The sequence below is a fragment of the Pseudomonas sp. TNT2022 ID642 genome (genome assembly GCF_028656995.1).
Classification (GTDB): Bacteria; Pseudomonadota; Gammaproteobacteria; order Pseudomonadales; family Pseudomonadaceae; genus Aquipseudomonas.
This window is the reverse complement of record NZ_JAMDGW010000007.1, coordinates 623,651-636,968: the sequence shown is the minus strand read 5'-3', so window position 1 is coordinate 636,968 and position 13,318 is coordinate 623,651. Positions and strand designations below refer to the sequence as shown.

General features: G+C 59.9%; 13 protein-coding genes. 6 read left to right on the top strand and 7 right to left on the bottom strand.

Translation table 11 applies throughout. The features are described from left to right. Nucleotides 1-3: 3 nt before the first annotated feature. Nucleotides 4-894: a LysR family transcriptional regulator gene (locus M5G26_RS08720; protein ID WP_273915034.1), complete on the bottom strand. Its 891-nt coding sequence runs from the start codon at nucleotides 892-894 to the stop codon at nucleotides 4-6. A gap of 131 nt (nucleotides 895-1,025) precedes the next feature. Here M5G26_RS08720 and M5G26_RS08715 point away from each other — a divergent pair, with 131 nt between their 5' ends. Continuing rightward, a complete protein-coding gene (locus M5G26_RS08715) occupies nucleotides 1,026-1,856 on the top strand; it encodes an oxidoreductase (RefSeq protein ID WP_273915033.1) in 831 nt (276 codons plus the stop codon). A gap of 132 nt (nucleotides 1,857-1,988) precedes the next feature. Further along, a complete protein-coding gene (locus M5G26_RS08710) occupies nucleotides 1,989-3,533 on the top strand; it encodes an MFS transporter (RefSeq protein ID WP_273915032.1) in 1,545 nt (514 codons plus the stop codon). A 249-nt stretch (nucleotides 3,534-3,782) separates the two neighbouring features. Here M5G26_RS08710 and M5G26_RS08705 read toward each other — a convergent pair whose 3' ends face one another. Next, entirely contained in the window at nucleotides 3,783-5,174 is a 1,392-nt protein-coding gene (locus M5G26_RS08705) for an aldehyde dehydrogenase family protein (protein WP_273915031.1), read from the bottom strand. Nucleotides 5,175-5,277: 103 nt separating this feature from the next. On the opposite strand from M5G26_RS08705, the gene ptrR reads away from it, so the two are divergent. Next, entirely contained in the window at nucleotides 5,278-6,156 is an 879-nt protein-coding gene (gene ptrR, locus M5G26_RS08700; protein WP_134174387.1) for a putrescine utilization regulator PtrR, read from the top strand. 137 nt (nucleotides 6,157-6,293) lie between these two features. Here the strand turns inward: ptrR and M5G26_RS08695 are convergent, their stop codons facing one another. Continuing rightward, nucleotides 6,294-6,773: a hypothetical protein gene (locus M5G26_RS08695; RefSeq protein ID WP_134173772.1), complete on the bottom strand. Its 480-nt coding sequence runs from the start codon at nucleotides 6,771-6,773 to the stop codon at nucleotides 6,294-6,296. A 155-nt stretch (nucleotides 6,774-6,928) separates the two neighbouring features. Between M5G26_RS08695 and M5G26_RS29495 the strand changes: the two genes are divergently transcribed. Continuing rightward, nucleotides 6,929-7,051, top strand: coding sequence for a hypothetical protein (locus M5G26_RS29495; protein ID WP_443218378.1), 123 nt, complete (start codon nucleotides 6,929-6,931; stop codon nucleotides 7,049-7,051). 146 nt (nucleotides 7,052-7,197) lie between these two features. Here M5G26_RS29495 and M5G26_RS08685 read toward each other — a convergent pair whose 3' ends face one another. After that, nucleotides 7,198-8,790: an aldehyde dehydrogenase (NADP(+)) gene (locus M5G26_RS08685; RefSeq protein ID WP_273915030.1), complete on the bottom strand. Its 1,593-nt coding sequence runs from the start codon at nucleotides 8,788-8,790 to the stop codon at nucleotides 7,198-7,200. Continuing rightward, entirely contained in the window at nucleotides 8,787-9,425 is a 639-nt protein-coding gene (locus M5G26_RS08680) for an isochorismatase family cysteine hydrolase (RefSeq protein ID WP_273915029.1), read from the bottom strand. Before M5G26_RS08680 ends, M5G26_RS08685 begins: the two co-directional genes overlap by 4 nt. 98 nt (nucleotides 9,426-9,523) lie before the next feature. Here M5G26_RS08680 and M5G26_RS08675 point away from each other — a divergent pair, with 98 nt between their 5' ends. After that, entirely contained in the window at nucleotides 9,524-10,021 is a 498-nt protein-coding gene (locus M5G26_RS08675; RefSeq protein ID WP_273915028.1) for a winged helix-turn-helix transcriptional regulator, read from the top strand. A 6-nt stretch (nucleotides 10,022-10,027) separates the two neighbouring features. Here M5G26_RS08675 and M5G26_RS08670 read toward each other — a convergent pair whose 3' ends face one another. Beyond that, nucleotides 10,028-10,651, bottom strand: a complete 624-nt coding sequence (locus M5G26_RS08670; protein WP_273915027.1) for a glutathione S-transferase family protein — start codon at nucleotides 10,649-10,651, stop codon at nucleotides 10,028-10,030. A gap of 99 nt (nucleotides 10,652-10,750) precedes the next feature. Then, nucleotides 10,751-12,166 (bottom strand): purine-cytosine permease family protein, encoded by a 1,416-nt coding sequence (locus M5G26_RS08665; protein WP_273915026.1) that lies wholly within the window; start codon nucleotides 12,164-12,166, stop codon nucleotides 10,751-10,753. Between the two features lie 235 nt (nucleotides 12,167-12,401). Between M5G26_RS08665 and M5G26_RS08660 the strand changes: the two genes are divergently transcribed. Beyond that, nucleotides 12,402-13,313, top strand: a complete 912-nt coding sequence (locus M5G26_RS08660; RefSeq protein WP_273915025.1) for a LysR family transcriptional regulator — start codon at nucleotides 12,402-12,404, stop codon at nucleotides 13,311-13,313. Nucleotides 13,314-13,318 lie beyond the last annotated feature (5 nt).

Here is a 13,318-nt window from a genome sequence, read left to right as displayed (position 1 = left end):
CTCCTAACGCCGGTTGCGCACAAAGTCGATAAACGCTTTGAGCGGTGCTGGCACATGACGCCGGCTCGGGTAGTACAGGTGCAGGCCTGGATAGAACGGGCACCAGTTTCCCAGCACTTGCAGCAGACGCCCGTTGGCCAAGTGTTCGCTGACCATGTCTTCGAACACATAGGCCAGGCCCAGCCCTTGCAGCGCGGGCCCGACCATCAGGCTGACATCGCCGAGGGTCAACGGGCCGTTGACTTCGATTTCCTGGGCGATGCCGCCGCGTTCGAGTTCCCAACGGTACATCGAGCCGCTGGGAAAGCGGTGGCGGATGCACGGCAATCCGTGCAGGTCCTCAGGCTTTTGCGGTGCCGCGTGGCGTGCAAAAAAGGCTGGAGATCCGACCACCACCGAACGCATTGTCGGGCCGATCGGCAGCGACACCATGTCGGCTTCCAGACGATTGCCGAAGCGCACGCCGGCATCAAAACCGTTGGCGACGATATCCAGCAGTGCATCGCTTTCCACCACTTCCAGGCGGATGTCCGGATAGGCCAGCAAAAACTCGCTGGCAATCGGCAGCAACACCAGTTCGCAGGCTTGCCGCCCGCAGGTGATGCGCAGATTGCCCGAGGGTTTATCGCGGAAATGGTTGAGGTCTTCCAGCGCATCGTCGATGTCACGAAAGGCCGGTTTCAATCGCGCGTACAGGCGCTCGCCAGCCTCGGTCAACGCCACGCTCCGGGTGGTGCGATTGAACAGCCGCACGCCAAGACGATTCTCTAGTGCCTTTACTGAATGGCTTAACGCGGACGGCGTCAGGCCTAGTTCGATTGCCGCTTTGCTGAAATTCAACTGCTGAGCGGTGCAGAGGAATACCGAAAGATCTGCCGCTGAAGGGGTTTTCATCTGTGAATACCTTTCACAAAGTCATGCAAAATTGCTGGGATTATCACATCAGTAACACGGCCTTAAAGTCGCTTCAACTCATCAAGAAGACCCCGGCACCACCGCCAGGGTCGCAGACAGGAGGGGTTGATATGCGTACCTGGTTCATTACTGGCGCTTCCCGTGGTTTTGGTAGCCTCATCGCAGAACGCGCCCTGCGTGCCGGCGACGCGGTGATCGCCACCGCGCGTAACCCGCAAGACATCACTGACCGTCTCGGCGAGCAACCGAACCTGCTGGCGGTACGCCTCGACGTCACCCGCGAGGAAGAAGCACACCAAGCGGTTGCCGAAGGCATCAAGCGTTTTGGCCGTATCGATGTGCTGATCAACAACGCCGGTTTTGGTGTGCTCGGCGCCGTCGAAGAAACCAGCGCCAGCGAGACCGAGCGCTTGTTCGCGACCAATGTGTTCGGCCTGCTCAACGTCACCCGCGCGGTGTTGCCACATATGCGGGCGCAACGCAGTGGGCGAGTGATCAATATCTCGTCGATCGGCGGCTATCAGGCTTACATGGGCTGGGGCGTTTACGGCTCGACCAAATTTGCCGTCGAAGGCATCACCGAAGCGTTGCATCAGGAACTGGCGCCGCTGGGCATTCAAGCCACGGTGGTCGAGCCGGGTTTCTTTCGCACCGATTTCCTTGATGAGCAGTCGTTGATCAAAACCGCGTTGGTGCTGGCGGACTATGACGAAACCGTTGGCAAGATGCGTGCGTTCGCCGAGGCGGCCAACCATGCGCAACCGGGTGATCCGCAGAAGTTTGCCGAGGCGATGCTGGCGCTGGTCAATGCGCCGAATCCGCCGCAGCGCCTGGCGCTGGGCAGTGACACGGTGGCGCGCATCGAGGCGAAGAATCGGTTGGTGGCGCAAGAACTGGCCGAGTGGAATGAGCTGGCGCTGTCTACCGATTTCGCCAACTGAACGCCGGAGCTGTGAGAGCGAGGCTGCTCGCTCTCATCTTTTCCGTGCGCAAACGTCGGTGGATTTTTCTGTGTATTTCGCGCCTTATTCGCTGCGCAACGCAGCTTTGTGATTTCTCAAAGGATGGAACGAATGTTTTCTATGACTCAGCCGCACGGAGCGCGCGACAAGTTGCTCATACTCGCGGCCGTGTGCCTCTCGGCACTGGTCCTGCCGTTAAGTTTTACTGGCGGTGCGGTGGCGACACCGGCCATCGGTCGTGACTTGGGCGGCAGCCCGGTGGCGCTGACCTGGATCACCAATGCGTTCATGTTGTCGTTCGGCAGCCTGCTCATGGCCGCCGGCGCGTTGGCGGATGTTTACGGACGCAAACGCCTGTTCACCTTCGGCATGTTGCTGTTCACAGCTGCCTCGTTTGCGCAGAGTCTGGCGCCGTCGGTGTTTTGGCTGGATGTGTTGCGTGCCGTACAAGGTGTGGCGGGGGCGGCGGCGCTGGCCAGTGGTTCAGCGGCGTTGGCACAAGAGTTTGAAGGCCATGCCCGGACTCGGGCGTATAGCGTGCTCGGCACGACGTTCGGCATTGGTCTGGCCTTCGGGCCGTTGGTGGCGGGCGCGCTGATCGAGGCCTTCAACTGGCGGGCGATTTTTGTCTTTACCGCGTTGATCGGCATGATCGCGATGGTCTTCGCTGTGCCGCGCATGCGCGAAACCCGCGACCCGGATGCCAAAGGGCTGGACTGGCCGGGCACGCTGCTGTTCAGCGCAATGCTGGCGTTGTTCACGTTTGGCCTGATCCAGGCGCCGGACAGTGGTTGGGACAGTCCGCTGGTGATCGGTTTGCTGGGCGCTTCGGCGGTGTTGCTGGCGGCGTTCGTGATCGTCGAAATGCGTGCCGAGCGGCCCATGCTGGACCTGACTCTGTTCCGTTATCCGCGATTCATTGGCGTGCAGATGCTGCCGATCGGCACCTGTTTTTGCTACATCGTGCTGGTGGTGATGTTGCCGCTGCGCTTCATCGGCGTTGAGGGCTTGAGCGAGATTGATGCCGGTCTGCTGTTGCTGGCCTTGTCGGCGCCGATGCTGGTGGTGCCGATGCTGGCCGCGTCGCTGGCGCGCTTCGTTTCCGCCGGCATCTTGTCCGGTGCCGGTTTCCTGATTGCCGCTGTGGGCCTGCATTGGCTGAGTTTGTTCAACGTCGGTGAGGCGAAATTTGCGCTGGTGGTGCCGATGTTGCTGATCGGTATTGGCGCCGGTTTGCCGTGGGGGCTGATGGATGGTTTGTCGGTCAGTGTCGTGCCGAAAGAGCGCGCCGGCATGGCGGCGGGCATCTTCAGCACTGTGCGAGTGGCGGGTGAGGGGATTGCATTGGCGATTGTCGCGGCGGTGCTGGCGTCATTGCTGCACGCCGATCTGTCGAGTGCCGTGCATGTGGTGGTGGGTAGCGCCGAGGCCTCGTTGATTGCCGAGACCGCGCACCGGGTAACCACCGGCGATATGGCGCATGCGATCAATACCGTGCAAGGTCTGGCCAACGAACGTCTGGTGCAAGGATACGCGGCGGCGTTTCAGTATCTGCTGCACATCCTGACGGTGATCACGTTGGTGTCGGCGGCGGTGGTGCTGGGGTTGTTAAGCAAGGATCGCAGCGTCGCGGAGCCGCAACAGGCTGCCGCATAAAGCCAATGTGGGAGCGAGCCTGCTCGCGAAAGCGGAGTATGAGTCGGCATAAATATCGACTGATGCACCGCTATCGCTGGCAAGCCAGCTCCCACAGGGTTCCAGGGTGTCTGCAGCATCAGTGGTTACACCGCAGTCATTGTGGGAGCTGGCTTGCCAGCGATGGGGCCGGCGCATTCAGCATCTTCATCGCTTGATGTACCGCTATCGCGAGCAGGCTAACTCCCACAGGGTTTTCCGGTGTCTGGATTATTTGCGATCCAGCCACACGGTTTGCGCGTTGCAGAACTCGCGTACGCCGAAGTGCGACAGCTCACGACCGAAGCCACTCTTCTTCACGCCGCCAAAGGTCACCCGTGGATCGCTGGCGGAGTAGCCGTTGATGAATACGCCGCCGGTGTCCAGTTCGCTGGTCAGTTGCTGGGCCAGTGCCACGTTGGCGGTGTAAATGGTCGCGGTCAGGCCGAACTCGCTGTCGTTGGCCAAGGCCACGGCATGCGCGCAATCGCGGGCGGTGATTATCGAAGCGACCGGGCCGAACAGTTCCTGTTTGAACGAGGTCATGCGGTCGGTGACATCGGCCAGCACGGTCGGCTCGTAGTAGTTGCCCGGGCCTTCGGACTTGCCGCCGCCAAGCAACAGCGTTGCGCCTTCTTCCAGAGTGTCGCGTACCTGCTGGTCGAGTTCATCGCGCAGGTCGAAGCGCGCCATCGGGCCGATGTAGGTGTCGGCGGACAACGGGTCACCGACCTTCAACTTACGCGTGGCTTCGACGAACTTACGGGTGAATTCTTCGACTACGCCTTCTTCGATGATCAGGCGCTTGGCCGCCGCGCAGACCTGGCCAGAGTTCTGGTAGCGACCGATGACGGCGGCTTGTACCGCTTCGTCCAGATCGGCGTCGTTGAGTACGATGAATGGATCGGAACCACCCAGTTCCAGCACGCATTTCTTCAGCGCGGCACCCGCCTGAGCGCCGATCGCCATACCGGCACGCACGCTGCCAGTCAGCGTTACAGCGGCGATGCGCGGGTCGGCAATCGCTGTGGAAACGCCTTCCGGAGTGACGTTGATCACCTCAAAAACACCCTCGGCGAAACCGGCGCGGGTGAAGGCATCGCGCAACAGATAGGCGCTGCCCATCACGTTCGGCGCATGTTTGAGCACGTATGTGTTGCCGGCGATCAGCGCCGGTACGGCACCGCGCAGCACTTGCCAGATCGGGAAGTTCCACGGCATCACCGCGAGGATCGGGCCGAGCGGACGGTACTCGATGCGCGCCTTGCCACCTTCAACCTGAGTCGGTTCGGCATCGAGCATGGCCGGGCCGTGTTCGGCGTACCACTCGCAGAGCTTGGCGCATTTCTCGATTTCGCCACGGGCCTGAGCGATCGGCTTGCCCATTTCCTGGGTGATCATGGTTGCGATGGCTTCGCTGGTTTCACGCAGCGCAGCGGCGAGGGCGGTCAATAAGCGCGAGCGATCTTGCAGCGGCTTGCGCTTCCATTTGCCAAAGCCATACGCGGCGCGGGTCAGTGCGGCGTCGAGGGCGGCGGCGGATTCAAACGCGTAATGACCAATCTGCTCGCCGTTGGCGGGGTTGATCGAGATGGCGTGGGTCTGGCTGGAAATCTGGCTCATGGCGTCGTCCTGCATGTTCGTCGGATGAGCCTAGAGTAGGGTGGTGTTTGTTTTCTGGAAACTGAATAATAAAGATCGTTTCTTTCACGAATGGAGAATGATTGTGGATCTGGTGCAGCTGGAAATCTTCAAAGCCGTTGCCGAACACGGCAGCATCAGCGCCGCCGCCGCGCAGATCCATCGCGTGCCGTCGAACCTGACCACGCGGATCAAGCAGCTTGAGCAGGATCTGGGCGTTGATCTGTTTATCCGCGAGAAAAGCCGTTTGCGTTTGTCGCCGGCCGGGTGGAGTTTTCTTGAATACGCGCGACGGATTCTCGACCTGGTACAGGAGGCTCGGGCCACGGTGGCGGGGGAGGAACCGCAGGGCGCGTTTCCATTGGGTTCACTGGAAAGCACAGCGGCGGTGCGCATTCCCGAATTACTTGCGGCATACAACCAACTGCACCCGAAAGTCGACCTCGACCTGTCCACCGGGCCCTCCGGGACGATGATCGACGGCGTGCTCTCCGGGCGCCTGGCCGCAGCGTTTGTCGACGGCCCGGTGCTGCACCCGACGCTGGAAGGCGTGCCGGCATTCGAGGAGGAAATGGTCATCATTGCGCCGATCAATCACGCGCCCGTCAAGCGCGCAGCGGACGTAAACGGCGAGAACATTTATGCCTTCCGTTCCAACTGCTCCTACCGTCATCACTTCGAAAAATGGTTCAGCACCGACGCTGCCGTACCGGGCAAGATCTTCGAAATGGAGTCGTACCACGGCATGCTCGCCTGCGTCAGCGCCGGTGCCGGCCTGGCGCTGATGCCGCGCAAAATGCTGCAGAGCATGCCCGGCAGCGCCACGGTCAGCGTCTGGCCATTGGCGGCGGATTTTCGCTATCTGACCACTTGGCTGGTGTGGCGACGGGGCACGGTGTCGCGCAGCCTGAGCATGTTTGTGCGGTTGCTGGAAGAGCGCGGGGTGGTGCGGGCTGAGGAATGAGGCAGTTTTTTGAGTATGTCTGTAGTGAAAAAATCTATCGATCAGCAACGTGCGTACCAGTCAAGGAAAAGTCTTGAAACTTCAATTGGCAGCACGTTTATTTCAAACCACCTGGGCTACATAACTATCAACTAAAATTAAATTGGAGTGTCGTTTGTAACGAATACCTTCCCATTTGAAACTTTAATGGTTTCGTTGTTGTACTCGAACTCCATATCGATGGTTGCGTTAATAGAGTTATGGGCGATTCTCTGTAAATGAAATTTTCCTTTTTTTGCCCTGAGGATTTCGGTAGTGATAGACCATGATGACACGAAGGCGAGGTTTCCACTGACGGCGCTTCCCTTTGGTCCCACTTCATGTTCACCGTCTGGTAGGTCTTTCTGGAAGATAATTTGGATGCCTACATAAGCATCACCACCTCCTTCTTCGTAGCGACCCGTGATAAGGAGGTACCCGTCTTGAGCAGAGGGGATGCATTCAATCCAGTCGGCTTCAAAGTGTTCGCCTGTGTATTTTCGTGGAGGCGTTAAAGTTGCCGTGAATGAGTCGTTGGGGTGTTTTTTATTGGTCGGATCGCTAGCAGCAAACTCTAATTTCTGGTCGGAAGTTTTCATTTTTAAATACCTTGATTGATTAAATGAAAAATGTTCTGTAATGGGCAGTTACCCGGACCACAGATTAACAAAGGCTTTTCTATTCGTAACTGTCATAAGTGACAGTTGTTTTTTCGTAAAAAATATGAACGCGGTTGGCCAAGAAACGATGCGCCATGACCACCCTGGCATCACACGCCGTGTTGTTTTCCTACGGCACTTTGCAGGATCGCGCTGTGCAACTATCCAGTCGTGGCCGCGAGTTGCAAAGTCATTCCTCGACAATTGCCGGGCTATAAATAGGAGATGGTCGAGATCACCTATCCCACGGTGCTCGCTACCAGCTGTGAACCCATTACCCGATCGTTCACATCAGCGGCAACCCGGCGGACGAGATTCCCGGCACGTTTTTCCAGTAAAGTCTGGAGTTGGTGCATGGGTTTACTTATAGGCGTGGATGAGGGGCAGTAAAAAACGCCCCGTCAATACTGCGCGGCAGATTCAGCGAATTCCCTTCGCGCAACGTCTGTGGCAACAACTCATCCGGAAAACCCTGATAAGCCACGGGACGCAAGAAGCGTTCGATCGAGGTCATGCCGACCGAGGTGAAGCGGCTGTCCGAAGTCGCCGGAAACGGCCCGCCGTGCACCGTGGCGTACGTCACTTCCTGTGGATGCGCGAAGGCGTTGACGACGATGCGTCCGGTACGGCGTTCGAGGTTCGGCAGCAGGCGCCGCGCGAGTTCCAGGTCCGCATCTTCAAGGTGGATGGCGGCGCTGAGCTGTCCCCTGAACGAGCGGGCGACCGCCAGCAGTTCCTCGGCATCACTGACCGCCACCAGCAGCGCCGACGGGCCGAACACTTCATGGGCCAGTGCCGGTTCGCCGAGCAAATGCTGCCCCTCGATTTCCAGCAAGGCCGCACGTCCGGCGAACGTGGCATCGGCCGGCGCGCCTATCGCGATCACCTGCGCGCCGGCACCTTCCATCGCCATCAGACCCTCGACGTAGGCGCCATGAATGCCCGGCGTCAGCATTGTCCGCGCCGGTGCCTCGCTGACCCGTTTGCGCATGGCGCTGCGCAGCTCTTCAAACCCGGCACCACGAATGGCAATCAGGATCGACGGACACAAACAGGCCTGACCGACGTTGACCAGCATCCGTTCGATAAAGCCGTCACCGATCTCGGCGCCGCGAGCCGCCATGGCTTCGGGCAGGATGAAGGTCGGGTTGACGCTGGTCATTTCGGTGAACACCGGGATCGGCTCGGGGCGCAATTGTGCGCGACGATAGAGCGCCATGCCGCCCTGTTCAGATCCGGTAAACGTCACAGCCTTGATCAGCGGATGATCGACCAGCGCTTCGCCAATAACATTGCCGCCACCACGCACCATCGAGAAAACACCTTCGGGCAAGCCATGGGCCTGCACGGCTTTACGAATGGCCCGCGCCTGGATTTCCGAGGCGCCGGGATGCGCGTTGTGTGCCTTGAGAATCACCGTCGCCCCCGCCGCTAGTGCCGACGCGGTATCGCCACCCGCCACTGAGTAGGAAATCGGGAAGTTGCTCGCGCCGAAAATCGCCACCGGGCCGATGGCGATTTTTTGCAGGCGATGATCCATTCGTGGGCGCGGCTGACGCTGGGGTTGCGCCGGGTCGATGGCCAGTTGCAAAAAGCGCCCCCGGCGCACCACATCGGCGAATTGGCGGAACTGGGTCGCGGCTCTCAACGCTTCGCCCTCAAGCTGAGCTTCGGGCAGTCCGGTTTCCAGCGCAGCGCGTGCGGCCAAGTCGCTGCGTACTGCGTCGAGGTTGTCAGCGATGCTCTCGAGGAACGCCGCGCGTTCGGCCAGCGAGGTGTGACTGTAGTGGTCGAACGCGGCATCGGCGAGTGTCGCTGCCTGATCAACCTGCGCGGCACCGCCGAAGGCGAAGTCCGGTTCAATCAACTGATCGCTGGCCGGGTTCAGCGCTTTCATCGTTCCTGCGGTGGCGGCGACATCCGCTGCGCCGATCAGCAAATGGCCGGTCAGACTCATTGCGCTTCACCCTGGGATTGGAGGTTGGCAATCAGTTCGTCAGTGCTGGCAATGACGTGAGCGAATGTCGGGCCGTTGAGCTCGTGGGCGGCGTGCATCATTTCCGCTTTGAAGGCTGCTGTCGCATCGCGGACCAGAGTGACGTGGTAGCCCAGTTCCGCGGCATAGCGGGCGGTGGCTTCGATGCAGGTGTTGGCCAGCAGACCGACGATGATCACGTGGGTGACGCCTTGCTGTTTCAGGCGAAAATCCAGGTCAGTGTTGGCGAAACCACTGGAGCCCCAGTGTTCCTGAACCACGATATCGCCGTCCTTCGGGGCGAAATCCGGGTGCCATTCACCGCCCCATTCGCCGCGGGCGAAGTGGTGCATGTGCATGATTTTGCATTGCGTCGGGGTCGGGTGATCCCAGGTTTCGTAGTCGCCTTTTTCCCAGCGATGATGGGGTACGATGACCACCGGAATGTTCAGCTCGCGTACCGTGCGGTCGAGTTTGCGCAGGTTGTCGAGCAGGCCGTTCTGTTCAGCCATCGGTTTGATCAAAGGGAAAATCTTGCCGCCGTCCGAAAGAAAATCGTTATACGGATCAACCAACAGGTAGGCGGTTCTGTCCAGTGGATAGGAGGTATTCGACATGGCGGCTTGCTCCGGCAATGGGATTATCGGTGCACAGGGCTTGTCCCGGCATCGTGTAGATATGATAATCATAGTAACTGTGAAAGAGGCAAGCCCTGATGGCAGTAAACGATAGCCTTCCTGACACGCTGTGCCCGATCTCCCGGGCCGAGACGATCGTCGGCGACCGCTGGACCGTGCTGGTTTTGCGCGAATTATTCATGGCCAATCATCGCTATGACGAGATCCAGGCGCAGACCGGCGGTACGCCGCAAATGGTCGCCGCGCGTCTGAAATGTCTGGAAGCGGATGGGCTGGTCGAGCGGCGCTTGTACAACGAGCGACCGAAACGCTACGAGTACCACCTCACCGCGAAAGGCGAGGCGTTCTACCCGGTAATCATTGCGCTGCGGGCGTGGGGAGAGACCTGGTGCAAGGCACCGGAGGAGGGGCTGGCGGTGAACATGACCCACAAAAACTGCAACCACGACGCCGGCCTCGGGCCGCTGTGCGAGCACTGTGGCGAACCCTTGCGTCGGGAAGATCTGATCAGCCAGCCACAAGCAGCCTACGCCGCCGAACGGCAGGCGCGGCGTGAGGCGTTCAAAGGCAAATAACCTCGATCACGGCGTGCCGTTGCGACCGTGCAACACGTAGCCGGGGCGCAGGCTCAAGCGCTCGTAGTAGGCTTTCACCGCAGCAAAATCCGGGTGAGCCAGTGGCGTTTCGAACCAGCGGTTCACCGACAGTCCGATGGGAATGTCCGCCAGGGAAAACTGTTCGCCGCTGACGTAGGCGCCGGTCTTCTCCAACTGCCGGTCGAGGATGGCCATGTTCCGCGCCCAGTCGCGGCAACCGGCTGACAGTGCGGCGCTGTCCTGATGCTCAGGCGACTGTCGCACCCGCGACAGAAAGGCGTACGACCACGAGCGATTCAGCTCCGATGCCTGCCAGTCGATCCACTGATCCACCCGCGCCCGGGTTTGCGCGTCAGTCGGATAAAGGTGCGAACCGTCATAACGTGCCGCCAGATAACGAATGATCGAATTGGATTCCCACAAGGTGAAATCTCCGTCCTGAATCACCGGTACCATGGCACAAGGATTCAGCGCGAGAAATTCCGCATCGTTGGTCGATCTGAAGCCCGAACCCCAGTCTTCGCGCTCGAAAGGAATGTGCAATTCAGCGCAAGTCCACAGCACTTTGCGCACGTTGATCGATGAGGCTTTACCGAGTATTCGCAGCATTGGATGTCCTTTACCCAATTGTCGTCAGGCGTAAACAAATACCACACCGCAACGGAGAAGGCCCGCGCAGGGCGGGCCTTCTTTTTCAGCGCATCAATCTCACAGACTGCTCGCCAGTTTTCCGCCCATCATCCGCCGACGGTAAGACGTGTCGCGGTTGGCCAGCCAGAAATACAGCGGCGAGGTCACCAGCAGCCCCACCAGCCACGACAGATCCGCACCGTTGATATGCGCCGACACCGGGCCGACGTACAGCGGTGTGTTCATGAACGGAATTTGCACGGCGATGCCGATCGCGTAAGCCAGCAACGCCTGCGGGTTGTAGCGCCCGTAGATGCCGCCGTCGACCTGGAAGATCGACTGGATATCGTATTGGCCTTTGTGGATTGCGTAGAAGTCGATCAGGTTGATCGCCGTCCACGGCACCAACACCACCAGCAACACCAGCACCATGTCGACAAAATGACCGATGAAGTCTTTCGAGGCGCCGACGGCGGCAAAGCAGCAGGCCAGCAGCACGATAATCGAGATCACTGCGCGGCTCTTGGCGGTGGGGATCCAGCGGTAGGCAAAGGTCTGTACCAAGGTAATCAGTGACAGCACCGCGCCGTACAGGTTGAGGGCGTTGTGGCTGATCACGCTGAGCAGGAACAGCACCAGCATCAGCGGGCCGATGGCGCCAGTGGCGAGTTTGACCGCGTCCATGGTGTCCATCCCCACCGGTGTCGCCAGCACGGCGACAGCACCGAAGATGAACGCCAGACTCGAGCCCAGCGCTGAACCCAGATACGTCGTCCAGAAGGTCGACGAGACTTTCACGTCCGCCGGCAAATAACGCGAATAATCGGACACGTAAGGCGCGAACGCGATCTGCCACAGCGCCGCCAGCGACACGGTGGCCAGCCAACCGGAGAGGTTGAAGCTGCCCCGGGTGAGGAAGTCGTCAGTCTGGATGTGGGTGAAGATGTAGCCGAAGCCGACAACGATGCCGATCCCCAGCACCCAAGTGCCGATGCGATTGAGCACGTGGATAAAGCGGTAGCCGATGATGCCGATGATCCCCGAACCCACTGCGCCAATGACGATGCCGACCGGCACCGGAACGCTGTCGACCACGCCATGCAGCGACTTGCCGGCCAGCACGATGTTGGAGGCGAAAAAGCCGATGTACATGACGCCGGCGATAAGCACCACCAGCAACGCACCGAGAGAGCCGAACTGTGCGCGGCTCTGGATCATTTGCGGGATGCCCATCTGCGGGCCTTGCGCCGAGTGCAGCGCCATCAACACGCCGCCGACCAGATGGCCAACGAGAATCGCGACGATGCCCCAGAGCAGATTCAAGTGAAACAACTGCACGCCCAGCGCACCGGTGACGATGGGCAACGGCGCGATGTTGCCGCCGAACCAGAGCGTGAACAGATCCCTGACCTTTCCGTGGCGATCTTCGGGGGGCACGTATCCTATCGTGTGTTTTTCAATCAGCGGAGCGGAGGATGCTTCAGGGGTAGCCATGACGAACTCCAAGGCAAGGATGAGTACGTGGACGTACTTCGGCAAGCGCCGGCACGGGCGGCGCATTTCTTGTTGAAGTGATCATGTGCAAAGCGTCGGGATAGATAAATTAGTAAGTTTGTTGCTTCAGACCTTAAAAAAAATATGCTTCGGCTGGCGCCGGCGTCCGGTATGTTCAAGCTTGATCGTGCGCCAGGGAAACAGGGCGAACATCCGCGCTCTTTGGGAGACTCACATGGCCGCTTACAACCTGCGCCAGCTCAAATACTTCGTCACCACGGCCGACTGTGGCAGCGTCGCCGAGGCCTCGCGCAAGCTCTACATTGCGCAACCGTCGGTCTCCACGGCCATCAAGCACCTGGAAGAAAGCTTCGGTGTGCAGTTGTTCATCCGCCATCACGCCCAAGGGGTTTCGCTGACGCCCAGTGGCTCGCGGTTCTATCGCAAGGCACTGGAGCTGCTGCGGGTGGCGCACGAGTTCGAGCAGAACGCGCTGGCTGACAATGATGTGGTCGCGGGGCAGATCGATATCGGCTGTTTCGAAACCGTCGCGCCGCTGTACCTGCCGCGCCTGATCGCCGGGTTCAAGGCGCGCTGGCCAGGGGTGGAAATCCGCATTCGTGATGGCGAGCAGCAAGAGCTGGTGCAGGCCCTCACCGCTGGCAGTATCGATGTGGCAATGATGTTCGAACACGATCTGGACAGCACCATCGAAACCGCGCCGCTGATGCCGCCGCAACAGCCTTACGCGTTGCTGCCGGCCAGCCATCGCTTTGCGCAACAGGCGAAAGTCTCGCTGCATGATCTGGTGCTGGAACCGATGATCCTGCTCGACGTGGTGCCGAGCCGCACCTACTTCGTGAGCATCTTCGAAGAGCGCGGCCTGACGCCGAACATCGTCTTCAGCTCACCGTCGATCGAGATGGTGCGCGGCATGGTCGGCAACGGTTTCGGCTTTTCGATTCTGGTGACCAAACCGTTCAGCAACTACACCTACGACGGTCAGCAAGTCGTCTGTGTGCCGCTGGCGGAAACAGTGACCGGTTCGGGCTTGTCGGCGGCCTGGCTGCGGCGGGTGCAACTGACCAAACCGGTGCAGTTGTTCGTTGACCATTGCCGCGAAGAGTTGGCCCGACTGCACTCGTGAGTGCC